Source organism: Leptospira selangorensis, from assembly GCF_004769405.1.
Taxonomy (GTDB): domain Bacteria; phylum Spirochaetota; class Leptospiria; order Leptospirales; family Leptospiraceae; genus Leptospira_B; species Leptospira_B selangorensis.
Genome location: NZ_RQES01000001.1, coordinates 21196 through 38274, shown reverse-complemented (window position 1 = coordinate 38274; position 17079 = coordinate 21196). Strand labels below are relative to the sequence as shown.

Genomic DNA, 17079 nt, shown 5'->3' with positions numbered 1-17079 from the left:
CTTCTAACATTACAAAATCGTTTCTAGATCCGATTTGCTGGGCAATCCAGGTTTCGTGAGCAAAAGTTCTTCTCCCAAATTGAAGACTCCCCACGCAGGCTTGGATTCTTGTATTGCGGGCAATATTTCCGAGAATCTATCATCGGAGAGGATAGTTTCGTAGTCAGGATCTTCTTCTTCCAGTCTTAGAATACTCCAACCTAAAGAATCTAATTCCTCTAGGAGTGTGGCACTTACGCCACACTCACCGCAAGACCTAGGCGTTAAGATAAGTACGATTCCTTTTTTTTCATTCTTCTCTGCGCTCGCGATCGCTTCCTGTTTGGAATGAAAAACAAAAGAAGAAGTTTTTAAGAAGTCAAACTTCTCTCTGCCTATGTAAATCAGCGTACCTAAAATAACCCAAAAAACCCCGAAAAAGCTCAAAAGGACCCATTTTTGAATTCGTATATTTTTGATAATCTTGCTCCTCGAGTAATTTCTTCTCTCTCGTTGTCAGAAAATTCTGATCTTATCTCTTTGTAGGATCTTCCGATCTTAGAAAAAGCTGCACAGAAAAAATAAATATAAATTTACGTAGAGAGTTGACAAAAAAACATAGTCATACGCATGCTCGGTTACTAAACCAAAACCGGTTCGGAGGTGTCAGGCAGTAGATGAACGCATTGGGAAAGCACGTAATTGCAGAATTTTATGAGTGTGATTACGAGACCATCAACAATCACGAATTGGTAGAAGATATCATGTTGAAGGCAGTCGACCTCTCCGGCGCCACCACAGTTAAATCTGTTTTTCACAGATTTAGTCCGTTTGGTGTGAGCGGTGTGGTTGTCGTGAGCGAATCCCATTTCGCCATACATACCTGGCCAGAATACGGTTATTGCGCTATCGACGTCTTCACTTGCGGAGACTTAATCGATAATCAGGCAGCTCTGGAATATCTCAAGGAACGCTTCGGCTCAAAGAGCATCTCCGTAGTGGAAATGAAGCGCGGTTTGTTGAAACTTGGCGTAGACCTACCTCACAAACCAGTTGGGAAATAAGTATCTTCTCTCCGGCAGAGCCGGAAACACCCTAATTGATAAAGACGAGTTCCCCTCTCCGGGAGGAAAGGGCGACTACACTTATTTTCAAACTTTAAGGAGAGGTATCAGAGTATGAGCCTAAAGATCCAAGACCAACTTAAAATAGTTAATCGTTTTTCTTATCTAAGAAACAGTATCGAAATCGCTACTACCGACAAGGGCGAAGCTTTCCTTTTCACTAAGGAAACTATCTCTGCGGGAGAAGTTGTAGCAGTTTGGGGAGGAAAAGCAGTTCATAAGAATGAACTTGCAGGACTTTCCGGACTTTCTTCTCCTCATAGAGTCCATAAGGATTTCTATCTGGTTTCTCCTTTGCATGATGACGGAATTGATTCTGTTCATTATATCCGCCAATCTGCGGATGCAAATTGCGGTTTCCAAGGAGATATCACTCTGGTTGCACTTCGTGACATCGAAGCAGGCCAAGAGATCACTTATCATCCTGCGATGAAAAACCCAGAACTTGCATGGGCTCGCAACGAAGAGGCTGAAATCGTCCGTAAACGTTTTAACGGAAGTTTCCCTACTTATATCCAGTCCAAGATCGAATCCGATCCTGAATTGAAAGTGTATGAACCTTTCAAAGACGGAGCTTGGGGACTTCTAACCTCCATCGATCTGGAAAATTGTGATGCGGCTCTTATCCGTGACGCGGACGCAATTAAACAATACGTTGTGGAACTATGTGATTTGATCGAGATGAAACGTTTCGGCGAAACCCAAGTAGTTTACTTCGGAGAAGACGATCGTGTAGCTGGTTACTCCATGGTGCAGTTGATCGAGACTTCTTGTATTTCCGCACACTTCGCAAACGATACCAATACTTCTTATATCGATATCTTCTCATGTAAAGGGTACGATCCTAAAGTTGCGGCTGAGTTTACTCGCAAATTTTTCAAAGGCGCTGCAATGCGTCTTACAGTAACAAACCGCTTCTAAGAGGTCATATTGGAACTTTGGCTGGACGAGACCCTCGAGTTACCTAACGGAAGGGCTCTCAAGATTAGAGTGAAGGAGTTTTTACATTCTCGTAAGACTCCTTTCCAAAAAATAGACGTATTCGAATCTCAAAGTTTCGGCAGAATGTTCACTCTAGACGGAGTGGTCATGATGACCGAGGCGGATGAGTTTGCGTATCATGAAATGATCGCTCATGTTCCTATGATGAGCCACCCGAATCCTGAAAAGGTTCTAGTGATCGGTGGTGGGGACGGAGGAACCGTTCGTGAGATCCTAAAACATCCTTCCGTAAAAGAAGTACATCTTTGTGAGATCGACAAGGGAGTCGTAGACGTATGTTACGAATACTTCCCAGAGATAGCAAATGCGATGAAAGACCCAAGAGTGGTTCACGCGTACGAAGATGGAGCGAAATACGTTCAGGATTATAAAGAATACTTCGACGTGATCTGTGTGGATTCTTCCGATCCTGTAGGCCCTGCAGAAGTTTTATTCAAAAGACCTTTCTATGAGACTATGGCTGCTTCCTTAAAACAAGGCGGTATCTGTACTAGTCAGGCAGAAAGTTTTTACTATCACGGAAAGATAATTAAGGAATTATTCCAATTCATTCCGCAGGTATTTGATCACTGCGGATATTATTTCACTGTGGTTCCTACTTATCCTTCCGGGATCATCGGATTTACTTACTGTTCTAAAGGACCGGATCCTTATAAAGTAGAGCCTGATCCGAATCGTGTTCCTAAAGGATTAAAATATTACTCTGCCGAAATTCATAAGGCTGCGTTTACTCTTCCTCCTTTTGCGCAAGAGTACATCGTAAGAAAGTAATGGATTTTTATTCCAAATTCGTAAAAAGAAGGGAGAAACTAAACTCCCTTCTTTGCGTTGGAATCGATCCTGATATCGCTAAACTTCCTCCTTCCTTAGAAAAAGTTCCGGACAAACTATACGTATTCTCCAAAGAGATCGTGGATGCTACTGCAGAATATGCGGTAGCATACAAACCGAATATTGCATTCTTTGAAGCATTCGGTTCTAAAGGAATCGAACAGTTCGAAAAACTGATCTCTCATATCAAAACAAATCATCCTGAGATCCCAATCGTTGCGGATGCAAAACGTGGGGACTTAGATAATACCGCAAGACAGTACGCTAAGTTCTTTTTTAAAGAATTGGGAGTGGATTCACTTACTCTTTCTCCTTATATGGGTTCGGATACTATCAAACCGTTTATTGAGGACGATTCCAGGATGGTATTCCTGCTTTGTTTGACCTCCAACCCGGATTCTGCGGAGCTCCAGCAAAAAACGTTCTCCGAGACCGGCAGAACTCTTTATAGAGAAGTTGCAGCTCTTAGTGAAAAATTCCCGGTTAAGAATGTAGGTTTAGTCGTTGGAGCTACTCATCCAAAGGAATTATTAGAAATTCGTAAAGCTCATCCGGATCGTATCTTTTTGATCCCGGGTTACGGAGCTCAAGGCGCTTCTTTAGAGGAAGTGATCTCCGTTTGTGGGAAAAATTCTCTGGTCAATTCTTCCAGAAGTATCATATTCTCTTCCTCAGGCCCTGATTTTGCAGAAGGGGCCCGAAAAGCAGCAGCTTCCGTCTCTGAGCAGATGAGAAAGCTGCTGGTTTAATTTCCTATCGGAAAGCGAACGCTTCTAATTTCTCTGATCTCGCGCTATCTGTTGGAGATCCATCTTTAGATTCGATTGTTCCTAGATAAGAACCTATCCCAAACCAAGCACTATAATCTTGATAGGCTAGATCTGTTCCGGAAATATATCTATGAATATTAGAAGCTTCTGCCTCTAAAAATACGAACGCTCTCTCGAAATTCGCTCTTAGACCTAATCTTCCGAAACTGCGATAAGATTTAGCGTCTGAACTTCCTATCCCAACGCCTATAGAAACATAAGGATCAAAGGTTTTGCCCGGGCGGAAATGTAATGTAGGACCTATATCCAAGAAGTTCATCTTCACAAACTCACCCTTATCTGTTGCTTTACCGAAGTTTAGATATTGAAAATAAGAAATGGGTTGTCCCTCCGAGAAGATCAGAGCGATATTTTTGTCCAATTCTTCCATTTTTTTAATGGAGTAATTCGCATTTGTAGCCCCCAATTCCAAACCGAAATAACGTGGATTATACTCAGCAGAGACACGATATGCGGAACTAGTTCCGTAATCGTAATTTTCGTTTCGGACTTCTCCTCTTCCTGCTCCCAACTTCAATGTCCAAGATGTGTTTTGACTTACGTCCGTCGAAGTATCCTTTGCCATGATCTGCATTGCTGGAATACAGATAACAATCCCTAAAAGTAAATTTTTCATTTGATCGTCACCGCCTAATATTTGTTAAACGGATATGATCCTTTTGGGTTAGAACTAGGTTCCCTACAAAAAATTATTTGCAAGTGCAGAATAATCTTATTGCGAATTCATATCGCACGAGAAGTAGACCGACTCGATGGAGATAACGGTTCCCTTACTGTTTAGAAAATTTTAAGGATTAAAAGTTAAAACTTTTTTTGATCCGTTTGCAAATCTCTTAACCCTTTACGGATCAAATAAGGAAGTAAAAGGATCAAAAAGATAGAAGAAGAAATCAAGATTAAGGCGATGACTGAAACGATGGAATGGATCATCTTACTATAAGATTCATAAGGATAACCTATTTCATAGATCCTTCCTTCCGAATAGAATGTGTACCAAATAATATATACGGGTTTGTTTTCCGGAAGAGAAAGCACTCTATACATTCTTTTTGAAATAGGCGATGGATCGTTTCCATCTGAAGAATCAGAACGAGAATTGTTGTTTTGATCTAAACTGGAGATTAGATATAATACATCCTTAGGTAGAATATGATCTTTGCCCAATTTTAGATTTTCTCTTAGGTTCTCTATTTCTGTTTTTCTTGTTTCATCATAATGACTTTCGATCAGTACAAAGCTGATCCGAGCAACTACGCAAAATAGGATCAACACAGTTGCTAAAGAAACTCCCAGTATCTTGATCATAAAAGAAGAAGGTTCCGGAAAATAATTCAAATATAGAACCGTATAAAAGAAGAGCTGTAAACTCGTGACGGAAGTTAGTATAAGTTGGAAATTAGAAAAGGAAAGATAACCCCATCCGTAAAAAGTATAAGTAAGAGAGAATAATGCATGAAGTAAGATCGCCAGTCCGAAATTACGGGACATTCTCAATTCTCTTTTTTTCTCGGTTATTGAATTTGTATCCTGTTCGAGAGAAAGTTCTCTTCTTAGATGTATATTCCGTCTTAGAATAACGATCAAGATCCAAATAAAGGTCAAAAAATGGATAGAGCCCATAGGGGCCGTGGACTCAGGATCCTGAAATTCGAACATTTGGATGCTGAAGTTATAAGAAACTTCGGAGTTAATATTCTTCAATACATAGAATAAAAATCCGAACATTCCCGCGGAGAAGATTGTTAGTAATGTAATTCTGGATTCTTTTTTACGATCTATACCGAAAAAAGAATATATAAAATATAAAAGTCCTAGGTTTGAAAACGAAGTATATAACGCGATCAGGAAACAAGCAGGTTTGGATAGGGAAGGAAGGAACAAAGAAGTCCGGATTAGAAATCCGAAATTCAAAGCTAAAACAAACGATAGATAAGATATTAGTATCCAGGCATGTCTTGTTTTACTTTTTAATTTTAATAAAGAGGCTATTAGGAAAACGGTGAAAATTGTTCCTGAAATATAACCGATAGAATGGTAGGAAAACTGAAAGATGTCCATACGAAGCAGGCTGATACCGCTTGCTTCGTATTGTTTTTAGGTCTTTGTCGAGGTAAAACGAAAAATTAAGTCATTTCCCCATAAAAGATAAGAAGGATTCTAAATCTATCTTAAGGTTTATCTTCTGTAGGCTGAACTTCTTCCGTTTTAGAAGGGTTAGGATCTTCTTTTTTAACCTCTTCTTGCTTAGGTGCAGGCTCTTCTTCTTTTTGTTTTACAGGAGCCACTTGTTTGTTATCGGAAGAGGAAGCGGATCCGAAATAATAACCGAATCCGAAAATCCCGGAACCTTCTCCGTAGATATACTTTTCTCCTAGGAAATGGCGATTGATAGAAGCTCCTTCCAATTCTAAAAATAAAAAGCTGCGCTCGAAATTCATCCGGACACCGAGTTTACCGTAGGCTCTTAATGTAGATTGTTTTGCGCCTATGTCTGCGATACCAAATCCCGCTCCAATGTATGGATCGAATTTAGATCCGGGACGAAAATGGAATGTGGGTCCTAAGTCTAAGAATGTTTTGGAAAATGTAATCTTATCGATCATTGCCGCTCCGGCAAAATAATATCCGAAATTATCGAAAGTCGGAGCGGAAAGTATCATCGCAGAAGATACTTCCGTAGAGCGATCCGGAGGGATAAAATAACTGCTACGATTGATTCCGAGTTCGAAACCGAAATTTCTTGGATTGTATTCGAATCCAGCTCTATACGTTTCGGATCTTCCTGCAAGGCCGTATTGGTATTCTGCCTGTCCTGCTCCGATTCCTATCTTTGCGGTGAAAGGTGAGATTTGAGTGCCTTCTCCAATTAGGGTAAAGGGTTCTGCAAATAAAGAAAATGGAAGAAGGGAGGAAATACAAACTACAAATAGGGATATTATTTTTTTCAAGGTTAGGCGCTCTTGTATTAAAATCGTCTTACATTACATATCCGATCTAAAGCCCAAAGGGGTCATTTGAAATTGGATTTATACTGAAAAAAATCTAGGACTGGGAGAGCTTGTTGGAACTTTCAAAAATTTTGTCAGAACTCCTACAGGCCTACGCAGGTCCTGGATTGACCTTGGTTTCTTTCGGAGCCGCTACATTGCTACCTTTCAGTTCTGAGGCGGCACTTATGGGGGCGATCTGGTCCGGACTTTCTCCAGGCGAGGCGGTGATTTGGGCTTCGATCGGGAACTGTGCAGCCTGCGCATTCAACTATTCATTGGGCTATTGGTTCGGGAAAAAAATAGAAGCAAGGATCTTCGAATCCAAAACCTATGCAGGCTGGGCAGAAAGAATGTCCAGATGGGGCTATTGGGTATTGGGGTTTTCTTTTCTACCATTTATAGGAGATCCAATCACGGTGCTTTCCGGCTTCTTTCGCCAGAAGTTTTGGATATTTGCCTTGGTAGTATTCTCACTTAGGATCTTAAGATATCTGGCTCTCGCATTCGGATTCGCCTAATTTGTTTTACTAAAACTGCGAATTCTCTTTTAATGGCCGGGCTTTGGAAAAATTTTTCCAAACCCAAAAGGTACAAGCCAAGTCTATAGAAAAGCCTTCTTAAGACCTATCTATAAGAAGGAACTCCAACAATACAAAACCAGAAAGGAAGAAGGAAGATTTTGAAAAAGAATTCTCCCCTCAAGAAGAAGTCCCCAAAGACTTCTAACCGAAAAAAGGAAAAACTTGCAATCGTAGGTTCTGGCGTTGCCGGAATGGGCTGCTCTTATTTTTTAAGGGACCATTATGATATTACCGTTTTCGAAAAAGCTGACTATGTCGGAGGTCATACAAACACAGTATTCGTACCGGAAGAAAACAAAAAGGTCCCGATAGATACCGGATTTATAGTATTCAATCATGTCACTTATCCGAATTTAAAACGTTTTTTCGAAGAATTGAATGTGCCTACAAAAAAGACCAGTATGTCATTCAGTGTGCAACATGTTCCGGATAAACTGGAATTCTGTGGTTCGGGGTTGAACGGTCTATTTGCTCAAAAAAAGAATATATTCAATTTTCGTTTTTTACGTTTGCTCTTGAATATAAATCGTTTCAATGATGAGTCTCCTAAGATATTACAGGATCCAAAATATAAAGAATATTCTCTGCAGAGATACATAAAAGAAGAAGGGTATCATCACGATCTTTTGACTTACTATCTTGTGCCAATGAGTTCTGCGGTTTGGTCTACTCCGGAAGATCTGATGTTGGAGTTTCCCGCTTACTCCTTGGTTCGTTTCTTCTTAAATCACGGATTTTTGGGACTAAACACTCAGCACCAATGGTACACAGTAGACGGTGGCTCTATCGAATATGTTAAAAGATTACTTTCATCCAATAAAGACAGATTTCATACCAACTCACAAGTGTTAGGTGTGGAAACTACTCCGACTGGGAAGGCCAAACTTATTATCAAAGGAAAGAAGTCCGAAATATTCGATAAGGTCGTACTTGCCTGCCATGCAGACAGTTCCTTATCTATTCTAAAAAAGCCGACATCTTTGCAGAAAGAATTATTATCTCAGTTTGAGTACCAGGAGAATATTGCGACCTTACATACGGATGATTCCGTAATGCCGAATACAAGATCTACTTGGTCTTCTTGGAATTATAGAATGGACCGGATCCAAGGTCAGATCCGACCTCATACGATTTATTGGATGAACAGCTTGCAGGGAGTGTCAAAGAAAAAGGATTATTTTCTATCTATAGGAGATCCTGGGCTTGTGGATCCTAAAAAAATCTTGAAAAGGATACAATATGAACATCCTCTTTTTCACGTCGGTTCTTTGAAAGCCCAAGGAAGATTATCCGAACTGAATCGAAAGGGACCTATCTATTTCTGCGGAAGTTATTTTAGATATGGATTCCATGAGGATGCTTTTTGGTCCGCTAAAGAATTATCAGAGACCTTACTTGGAAGGAAGGTATGGGACTAAATTCCAAAATAGTCGAAGCCAGGGTAATGCACGATCGTAAAATCCCCAAACCGAATAGGTTCAATTACGGGATCTTTACATTCCAGCTGGATCTGGACGAGCTTGATTTAGTAAACGATCGTTTATGGATGATTGGAAATAATAAATTTCGAGTATTTTCTTTTAAGGATACCGATCATTTAAACTTCGGAAAAGAAGGTATAAAAGAAAATTTTTTAGAGTACTTAAGACAGGAAGGAGTCAAAGAGAAGGTAGAAAAGGTAACGCTAATCACCAATCTAAGAGTATTCGGCTACGTCTTTAATCCGGTATCATTTTATTTTGCCGAGGGCAAAGACGGAAATCCAATATGTGCCGTTGCTGAGGTTGGAAATACATTCGGAGAAATGAAGTTATTCTTCCTTGGAAAAGGATCCTTTGATCAAAAAGGATTTAAAAAGAAAGAAGGGAAGTTCTTCTATGTGTCTCCATTTGTCAGTTTGGACTCGGAGTTTGAATTTCATTTAAATCCTCCCCAAGGCGGAAGGATAAACTTAAGGATAGACGCTTTCGAAAATGGAGAAAGGGTCATGGTGACAACTTATACCGGAAAGGTTTCGGATCTTACTGATCTAAATCTAATCTGGATGTTTGTAAAATATCCTTTTGTAACCTTAAAAGTGATCGGACTTATCCATTGGCAGGCATTACTTCTTTACCTGAAAAAACTTCCTTTCATTCGAAAGAATGAAGGATTAGACAAACAAAGAGGATTGCATCTTGGAAGGCGATAATATTGCAAAAGTAGAACCGTTGGAAAGTGCAGGTTCCGAGATCGGAACTTTAGGTTTTTATGAAAGGATCTTCTTCTCCGCATTATCAGGAATGCAAAGGGGATCTTTACGGATCCTTTTTCCGGACGGAGGGCAAAGATATTTAGGAAATCCTAATTCTTCCGATCCTTCTGAGTTTCATCACGCGATCTTACAAGTGAAAGACAGAAAGTTTTTCAAAAAGCTGGTATTGTACGGTGATCTTGGGCTTGCAGAATCTTATATGGACGGCGACTGGGACACGGATGATATTCGTGCGATCATATGTTGGTTCTTATTAAATATAGAAAGTACTCCTTCTGTCAGTGGTTCTAACAAAAATTTCATTCATCTTACGTTAATGAATCTAGGAAATCGACTTTTGCATTTGTTCAGAAATAATTCAGTTCGAGGAAGTAAGAAGAATATTTCAGAACATTACGATTTAGGAAATGATTTTTATAAAAAATTCTTAGATCCTACGATGACTTACTCCTGTGCTTATTTTGCCGATAAGTCAAAAACTTTGGAAGAAGCGCAGATTGCGAAGATAGAGAATTTATGCAAAAAACTGAAACTCAAGGCTTCCGATCATCTTTTGGAGATAGGAACAGGTTGGGGTGCGTTCTCTACCTATGCCGCTAAAAATTATGGATGCAAAGTGACTTCTTACACGATCTCGGAAGAACAATACAAATTTGCAAAAGCAAAAATTTCCGATATGGGTCTAGAAGATAAGATCGAAGTCCGACTGGAAGATTACAGGAAAGTGCAGGGCTCCTACGATAAGATCGTGACTGTAGAAATGTTAGAAGCAGTCGGTCACGAATATTTCGAAGATTTCTTTCGGATGTGTCATAGGGTTTTAAAAAAAGACGGACTCATGGCTCACCAGATCATTACTTGCCCGGATTCTAGATATGAATCTTTCAGAAAGGGTGTGGATTTTATACAAAAACATATTTTCCCTGGATCACTTTTGCCTTCTATTGCAAGGATCAACGAAGCGATCAATAAGACCGGTGATATGTTTTTACACGAATTGGAAGATATAGGTAAATATTACGATCAAACTCTCATGTCTTGGCATAAGGGATTCGAAGAAAATCTTCCTGCCATCAGAAGTATGGGCTATGATGAATCCTTTTTGCGCAAGTGGAGATATTATTTTTCGTATTGCGCTGCAGCCTTCCATATGAGAAATATCAGCGTGGTGCAGGTAGTATATACTAGGCCGAATAATCTCGGATTGAATTCCCAGTGACAAAATTAGAAGACCAAGAATCGAAACCTTCCTTTTTAGCTAAGACTAAAGCAAGGATCCTAGAAGAATTAAAAACAGGGACCAGTCCGGAAAAGATTGCTTTATCTTTGGCAATCGGCGGGGCAATCGGTATTTTCCCTTTGATCGGGACTACAATGGCATTATGCGCTTTCTTAGGTTTTGTATTAAGATTGAATCCGGTCTCCATTCAGATCGCAAATTACGCGATGTATCCATTTCAAGTTTTTCTAATTATTCCTTTTTTAAAATTAGGTGCTCATTTGTCGGGTAAGGAACTGGATCTGACTTGGGCGTATAAACTTATAGAAGGAGACAGTTCGGGGGTATGGGAAGGTCTTTCACATACTGCAGGATATGCCGTTCTTGGTTGGACTTGTATGGTTCCTATTCCTGCGGTGATTTCCTATTTTCTATTATTAATCCTGGTCAAAAAAGCGAACCAGATCGTCCGCAAATAAAATCCATGTATATCGGAGCATTCTAATGTACGAAAAAGCCGTGTCCTTAATGTTCAGCGCTTGGGTGGTTATATTCTTTTTGATGAGTCTACTTTGGTTGATCGGGAAATTGATTAAAAATTATTCGATCGTAGATGTGGGATGGGGACTTTGTATTTCCACGGTTGCGATCGTATATTTTTTATTAGGCGATGCTTTTTCGGTAAGAAAGGCTATCTTTGCTTTTATGGCAACGGTTTGGGGATGGAGACTTTCTTATTTTATATTTACCACAAGAGTTCTAACAGGACATGAGGATGCAAGGTATACCGAATTTCGCAAAGAATACGGGAATCAGGTGGATCGAAAATTTTTCACCAATGTATTTCAGTTCCAAGGAGTTCTTGGAACGATCTTAAGTCTTCCTTTTCTTTTTCCTGCTCTGAATCCTTCTATCCAAACGCATCCATTGGAAGTGATAGGTCTTTGCGTATTTGTAATTGGCCTTTGGGGAGAATCGGTCGCGGATTTCCAATTAGCGGAATTCAAATTAGATCCTGCGAATAAAGGAAAAGTTTGCGATGCTGGGCTCTGGAGATATAGTAGGCATCCGAATTATTTTTTCGAATGGGTGATCTGGATTTCTTTCGGTTTGGTCTCTCTTGCTTCTCCTTGGGGATGGATCGGCCTTATTTCTCCATTAGTGATGTTTATTCTTCTAACTAAGATCACAGGTATTCCCCTGAATGAGATCGGACAATTAAAATCAAAAGGAAATCTGTACTTGGAATACAAATCCAGGACAAGTGCATTCTTCCCTTGGTTTCCTAAAAAGTAGATCCATATTAAAATATAGGAAAACTTAAATATGAGCCTGATCTATACTCTAATGGAAAAAGATGTTTTCCCGGATTGGTTGATCCGATTCAGAATACGCCAGCTTCTACGTCTTAGGCTTCGTATGGAAGACAAAGGCAATCTGGAAAAGAATCAGGAACATCTGATCCAATATGTAAATTCTTTAAAACAATCTCCTATTGCAATTGATACTAAGGCTGCAAATGAACAGCACTATGAGGTACCTTCTTCTTTTTTTAAATTGGTGATGGGAAAATATATGAAGTACAGCTCAGGTTACTGGACTTCTCACGATATTGGAATAGACGAATCAGAAAGAGCGATGTTGGATCTGACTTGTAAAAGGGCCGAACTCGAAAACGGAATGAATGTTTTGGACCTGGGTTGTGGTTGGGGATCTCTTTCTCTCTATGTAGCAGAGAAGTATCCGAAATGCAAAGTAACAGGGGTTTCCAATTCCAAAAGCCAAAAAAAGTTCATAGATTCTGAGGCTAAAAAAAGAGGTTTAAAAAACCTGAATATTATTACTTCAGATATGAATGTATTTAAAACGAATCTTAAATTTGATCGTATCATTTCTATCGAAATGTTAGAGCATATGAAAAACTATGAGGTTCTATTTCAAAAGTTGGCTACTTTTCTAAAACCGAAAGGAAAGTTTTTCGTACATATATTCACTCATAAAAAATTCGCTTATCCTTTTGAAATTGTAGATGATACTGATTGGATGGCAAAATACTTTTTTACGGGAGGGCAGATGCCTTCTCATGATCTGTTTTTATATTTCCAAAAGGATTTTCAGATCTCCGACCAATGGGTTGTAAACGGAAATAATTACGCTCTTACTTCGGAAGCTTGGCTTTCCAATATGTATAAAAATAAAAAAGAAATTTTACAAATTTTAGAAGAAACCTATGGCAAAGAACAAGCAGTGAAATGGTTTGTTTATTGGAAAACTTTCTTTATGGCATGTGCAGAACTTTGGAAATACAAAAACGGAGAAGAATGGATCGTCTCCCATTATCTTTTTGATAAAAGATGAAATATCCTTCGCATATAGGTTTGCAACCTTTGCACAGTAGCCAATGAGTCCGCAATTCCGCGACTAAATTGCGAACTAGGCCTTTAATCCAGTATATAAAAACTGAATTAAATCCTTAGTGATCTTTCTTGCTTGTTTGATCTCGATAGATCGAAACATCATCTGTTGGCCGGACAATAATACTGCAACTCCATGTGCCATTGTCCAAGCGGATGTGGCCGCTTTTTCTGCATTTCCTTCCGGGATCAGTCCTGCTTTTTGACAATCTTTGATGATATCTACTATGATCTGAAAAGTTTCATCTTCCGTTTTGATCAGCGAATCATATTTCAGATGGCTTTCGATCTGGTTCCCATACATGATTCGAAATAGATCAGGATTTTCTAATGCGAATTCTACATAAGAAACCCCGGATTCTCTGAATAGTAGCAAGGGTCTTTTTTTATATTTTGCTCTCAGTCTTTTTTGTCTTTCTGCTAAGATCTTAAATCCTTCTTCTGCGATGTCTGCGTATAAAGATTCTAAATCTGGATAATGTCTATAAGGTGCGGATTGGCTGACTCCGGCCAGGGTTGCGGCTTTTCTGAGGCTTAGGGCCTTATAACCTTCTTCTTTTAAGATCTTAATGGAAGCATCCAATAAGGCCCTTTTTAGGTCTCCGTGGTGGTATGAATTTTTTTCTTGGGAATTTTTCATGTTGACATGTATTACATTAAAGGGTGAAATTATAAAACTGAATGTGTTCAGTGTTCACATTGAATGCGAATAAGAGGTTTTGTCAATGAATATTGATCAAGTAGGAAACGAATTCGATATTATATTTATAGGTTCCGGAATGGGAAGCCTAACCACCGCAAGTCTTTTGGCCCAATCTGCGGGTAAGAAAATTTTGGTTCTGGAAAAACATTTCCAGCCGGGCGGTTTTACTCACGAGTTCCAAAGAAAACAAGGAAAGTATCATTGGGATGTGGGAATTCATTATGTGGGTGATATGCATGAAGGCGGACTTTGTAAGAAGATCTCGGATAAGATCACTCGTGGACAACTCGCTTGGAAAAGAATGCCGGATCCTTTTGAACGTTTGGTTTTCCCTACTCGAAATTTTGATATTTATGGAAATCCGGAAAAATTCAAATCGGATCTGATTAGCCAATTCCCGGAAGAAGAGGAAGCTATCGAAAGATATTTAAAGGATATTAGAAAAATTTCAGTCCTTTTTGGAAAGGCGATCATGATGAGACTTTCTCCTCCACCTTTGGATTCTCTCATTGGAATATTAGGAGAAGGAAATGTAGTAACTCTCAAGGATTATTTCGATAAAAATTTTAAGAGTGATGATTTGAAGGGAATTTTGGCCGCTCAATGGGGTGATTATGGACTTCCACCTTCTAAAGTTGCTTTTGCGATGCATGCTACACTGGTTCAGCATTATATTAACGGAGGTTATTATCCAGTCGGAGGCGCCGGTAAAATTTTCGATACAATAGAACCTATCTTACAAGAGAATGGTGGTGCGGTTTTATCTTCTGTAGAAGCAAAGGAAATCCTGATCAAGGATGGAAAGGTAGTAGGGGTAAAAGCAAAAGCATTAAGAGGAGAAGGTCATGAGCGCGACTTTTTCGCTCCGGTGGTAATCTCCTGCGCGGGAGCTTATCCTACTTATACAAAATTGATCCCTGATTCCTATCCGATTTCTTTCAGAAAGGATCTAAAAGATTTTTATAATAGAGAAAGAATGACTACAAGTATTTGCCTCTATCTTGGTCTTTCCGAGAGTCCTGCGAAATTCGGATTTAAAGGGGAGAACTATTGGATTTTCGCTTCTCCTGATCATGATAAGAATTTTTCAGAAAGGAATGATTGGCTTTCCGAAAGTGATGAGATCCCGAATCTATATCTTTCCTTTCCAAGTTTAAAAAACCCGGAAGCTAAGTCCCATACGATGGATGTTATCACATTCACGGATTATTCTAATTTTGCAGAATGGAAAGACGAACCTTGGAAGAAAAGAGGAGAGGAGTATAAGGGATTTAAGGAGAGGATCATAAATCGTATCCTTACCACATTGGAGTCCAGATTTCCTGGTCTTACTAAATTGGTCGAATTTGCGGAACTTTCCACTCCGATTACGAATGAACATTTTACTTCACATCCTGACGGCGCAATCTATGGTTTGGCTTGTGTGCCTGAAAGATATAAGAAGGAAAAATGTCCTTGGTTTGATGTTAGAACTCCGGTTGAGGGTCTATATTTAACCGGTGCGGATGCAGCTTCTCCTGGAATTGCAGGTGCGATGATGGGGGGTTTAGCTGCTGCTCTTGCAGTAACCGGCAACGCAAATTTATTGAGAGAATTAAGAAATTAGAAAATTCTAATGAGAGAGATCCCGTTTTATACTACGAGCCTTCTCTTATCCCCTGTACTTATATGGCAGGGGTTGAAGGCTCGTAAAAGGATCCCTCGTTTGCCGGAAGCTTCCGGCCCAAACTTTGGGGAATTTCCTGGTTCTAATCCATTCCATCTTTTGGTTTTGGGAGAATCTACCGTTGCAGGTGTGGGAATTCCAGACTATAAAAGTTCTTTGACCGGCCAAATTGCTTCTGCTCTTAAAAACAAGAGCGGAAGGAAGATCTTTTGGAAAGCGATAGGACAAAGTGGGATCACTTTGGAGGAAGCAAAGGAAAAGTTTGGATCTCGTTTGCCTGAATCTTTTCCGGATGCGATCGTTATTGCTTTGGGCGCTAATGATGTAGTGAAATTGAATTCCCAGAAAAAATGGTCTTCTGATCTGCAGGATCTGATCGATCTTTGTAGGACAAAATATCCGAGCGCTCCAGTATTTATTGCAGGAGTTCCACCTCTCGGTATTTTCCCAGCCTTACCTAAGACTATGAGATTTGTTTTAGGTTGGAAGGCCAGACTTTTGGACCAGGCTTCTTCTTATCTTTCTGCGAAGTTAGAAAATGTATTTCATATTCCGATGAGAAAGATCGGATCACTTTCTCCAGACGGAATCTTTTGTTCGGATGGATTCCATCCTTCAATAAAAGGTTGTTCTATTTGGGGAGAAGAAATCGCGGATTCAATTTTGGCCGCGGCAACTAAATCTTAATAGTTCAGTTTTAAAATTCGAATTTCTTTTTCTTCGAAGCGTAAAGTTTCTTTGAGCTGGTTGAATCTTTCTACGGAGAAAGGGGACTCCGGAGAACGCAGTTCCTTTTTCAATTTTAGAACTTCTTCATATAGCGATAGTAGTTCCAAAGTGTTTCCTTTGGCTTCCTTTGAATAAAGCGCACGGAACATCGGCCCGATCCTGGAAGGGATATCCGAGTTTACTATCTCTGCGATCCCAAGATCTTCGATATGTCGGAACATCCAGTTTTGGAGATAGACTGTCAGAAGTCTTTCCATCCGGACCACGTCTTCCTTAGTATTGCGAGGAACGATACCTTTATAGAATCTATAACGTTTTCTTAAATATTTGCCTGCGGTGTTTCCGTCGATAGGCTCGGATTTAAGTTTATCCCATTCTTCTTTGATGACTGGAAAGTATTCCGAACCGAAATAAGGTTCGCCCAGTTCGCAGATATGGATGGCTCCCGGGTCGTAACTTCTCATCCTGGTGCGGAATCCGTCCCAGTCTGCAGCGAGTAAGTTTACCTGTCCCTGGCTTTGGAGTGGCTCCATCGCTCGGTTGATCTCTCGGATAAAATTTCCTTTGAGCTGATCGGAAGGATCTGCGAGCACAAGAAAGTTGAAGTCGGAAGATTCGTCTCCTTCTCTTCTTTGTCTGGAACCGAAAAATATGAGTTCGAATGGTTTTAGGGAGGAGACGCTGGATAGATTTTCTTTAATTCGTTCCATGGCTTTAGAATCGCTTTGGTCTCTACTCTTAGGAATATTAGAAGATA

19 protein-coding genes are annotated in these 17079 nt (G+C 39.8%); 13 read left to right on the top strand and 6 right to left on the bottom strand.

The genetic code is table 11. The annotated features are described in order from the left end of the window. Nucleotides 1-9: 9 nt before the first annotated feature. A complete protein-coding gene (locus EHO58_RS00205; RefSeq protein WP_135626956.1) occupies nucleotides 10-426 on the bottom strand; it encodes a hypothetical protein in 417 nt (138 codons plus the stop codon). 230 nt (nucleotides 427-656) lie between these two features. Between EHO58_RS00205 and speD the strand changes: the two genes are divergently transcribed. The 4 genes from speD (at nucleotide 657) to pyrF (ending at nucleotide 3685) form a co-directional block, all read left to right on the top strand. Further along, nucleotides 657-1043, top strand: a complete 387-nt coding sequence (gene speD / locus EHO58_RS00200; RefSeq protein ID WP_008596834.1) for an adenosylmethionine decarboxylase — start codon at nucleotides 657-659, stop codon at nucleotides 1041-1043. A 114-nt stretch (nucleotides 1044-1157) separates the two neighbouring features. Next, nucleotides 1158-2024 carry an S-adenosylmethionine decarboxylase gene (locus EHO58_RS00195; RefSeq protein WP_008588737.1) on the top strand — a complete coding sequence of 289 codons (867 nt, stop codon included), beginning with the start codon at nucleotides 1158-1160 and terminating at the stop codon, nucleotides 2022-2024. Nucleotides 2025-2033: 9 nt separating this feature from the next. Next, on the top strand, nucleotides 2034-2876 hold the full coding sequence (gene speE, locus EHO58_RS00190) for a polyamine aminopropyltransferase (RefSeq protein WP_135626957.1): 843 nt from the start codon (nucleotides 2034-2036) through the stop codon (nucleotides 2874-2876). Next, the gene (gene pyrF, locus EHO58_RS00185) at nucleotides 2876-3685 is read left to right on the top strand and encodes an orotidine-5'-phosphate decarboxylase (protein ID WP_135626958.1); all 810 of its coding nucleotides are present in this window, start codon (nucleotides 2876-2878) and stop codon (nucleotides 3683-3685) included. The genes speE and pyrF overlap by 1 nt, the downstream gene beginning before the upstream one ends. A 4-nt stretch (nucleotides 3686-3689) precedes the next feature. Here pyrF and EHO58_RS00180 read toward each other — a convergent pair whose 3' ends face one another. The 3 genes from EHO58_RS00180 to EHO58_RS00170 form a co-directional block, all read right to left on the bottom strand. Continuing rightward, entirely contained in the window at nucleotides 3690-4382 is a 693-nt protein-coding gene (locus EHO58_RS00180) for a hypothetical protein (protein ID WP_135677893.1), read from the bottom strand. 185 nt (nucleotides 4383-4567) lie between these two features. Next, complete coding sequence (locus EHO58_RS00175) at nucleotides 4568-5824, bottom strand: HAMP domain-containing protein (RefSeq protein WP_135677891.1); 1257 nt, start codon at nucleotides 5822-5824, stop codon at nucleotides 4568-4570. 110 nt (nucleotides 5825-5934) lie between these two features. Beyond that, nucleotides 5935-6714: a hypothetical protein gene (locus tag EHO58_RS00170; protein WP_135677889.1), complete on the bottom strand. Its 780-nt coding sequence runs from the start codon at nucleotides 6712-6714 to the stop codon at nucleotides 5935-5937. A gap of 113 nt (nucleotides 6715-6827) precedes the next feature. Between EHO58_RS00170 and EHO58_RS00165 the strand changes: the two genes are divergently transcribed. From EHO58_RS00165 to EHO58_RS00135, 7 genes are all read left to right on the top strand, one after another. Then, nucleotides 6828-7274 (top strand): YqaA family protein, encoded by a 447-nt coding sequence (locus EHO58_RS00165; RefSeq protein ID WP_135677887.1) that lies wholly within the window; start codon nucleotides 6828-6830, stop codon nucleotides 7272-7274. A 161-nt stretch (nucleotides 7275-7435) separates the two neighbouring features. Then, complete coding sequence (locus EHO58_RS00160; RefSeq protein ID WP_135677885.1) at nucleotides 7436-8755, top strand: NAD(P)/FAD-dependent oxidoreductase; 1320 nt, start codon at nucleotides 7436-7438, stop codon at nucleotides 8753-8755. Continuing rightward, on the top strand, nucleotides 8746-9528 hold the full coding sequence (locus EHO58_RS00155; RefSeq protein WP_135626964.1) for a DUF1365 domain-containing protein: 783 nt from the start codon (nucleotides 8746-8748) through the stop codon (nucleotides 9526-9528). Before EHO58_RS00160 ends, EHO58_RS00155 begins: the two co-directional genes overlap by 10 nt. Beyond that, a complete protein-coding gene (locus EHO58_RS00150; RefSeq protein WP_135626965.1) occupies nucleotides 9515-10810 on the top strand; it encodes an SAM-dependent methyltransferase in 1296 nt (431 codons plus the stop codon). Before EHO58_RS00155 ends, EHO58_RS00150 begins: the two co-directional genes overlap by 14 nt. Beyond that, nucleotides 10807-11289: a DUF2062 domain-containing protein gene (locus tag EHO58_RS00145; RefSeq protein ID WP_135626966.1), complete on the top strand. Its 483-nt coding sequence runs from the start codon at nucleotides 10807-10809 to the stop codon at nucleotides 11287-11289. Before EHO58_RS00150 ends, EHO58_RS00145 begins: the two co-directional genes overlap by 4 nt. Nucleotides 11290-11314: 25 nt before the next feature. Further along, nucleotides 11315-12106, top strand: a complete 792-nt coding sequence (locus EHO58_RS00140) for a DUF1295 domain-containing protein (RefSeq protein ID WP_135677883.1) — start codon at nucleotides 11315-11317, stop codon at nucleotides 12104-12106. A gap of 30 nt (nucleotides 12107-12136) precedes the next feature. Continuing rightward, nucleotides 12137-13168, top strand: a complete 1032-nt coding sequence (locus tag EHO58_RS00135) for an SAM-dependent methyltransferase (RefSeq protein ID WP_135677881.1) — start codon at nucleotides 12137-12139, stop codon at nucleotides 13166-13168. A 75-nt stretch (nucleotides 13169-13243) separates the two neighbouring features. On the opposite strand, the gene EHO58_RS00130 is transcribed toward EHO58_RS00135, so the two are convergent. After that, a complete protein-coding gene (locus EHO58_RS00130; RefSeq protein ID WP_135626969.1) occupies nucleotides 13244-13864 on the bottom strand; it encodes a TetR/AcrR family transcriptional regulator in 621 nt (206 codons plus the stop codon). Nucleotides 13865-13949: 85 nt separating this feature from the next. Between EHO58_RS00130 and EHO58_RS00125 the strand changes: the two genes are divergently transcribed. Together EHO58_RS00125 and EHO58_RS00120 are read left to right on the top strand one after the other, a co-directional pair. Beyond that, nucleotides 13950-15533 (top strand): phytoene desaturase family protein, encoded by a 1584-nt coding sequence (locus EHO58_RS00125; protein ID WP_135677880.1) that lies wholly within the window; start codon nucleotides 13950-13952, stop codon nucleotides 15531-15533. A gap of 9 nt (nucleotides 15534-15542) precedes the next feature. Beyond that, nucleotides 15543-16280, top strand: coding sequence for an SGNH/GDSL hydrolase family protein (locus EHO58_RS00120; protein WP_135677878.1), 738 nt, complete (start codon nucleotides 15543-15545; stop codon nucleotides 16278-16280). Here EHO58_RS00120 and EHO58_RS00115 read toward each other — a convergent pair. Beyond that, nucleotides 16277-17032, bottom strand: a complete 756-nt coding sequence (locus EHO58_RS00115; protein ID WP_135677876.1) for a hypothetical protein — start codon at nucleotides 17030-17032, stop codon at nucleotides 16277-16279. The genes EHO58_RS00120 and EHO58_RS00115 overlap by 4 nt on opposite strands. Nucleotides 17033-17079 lie beyond the last annotated feature (47 nt).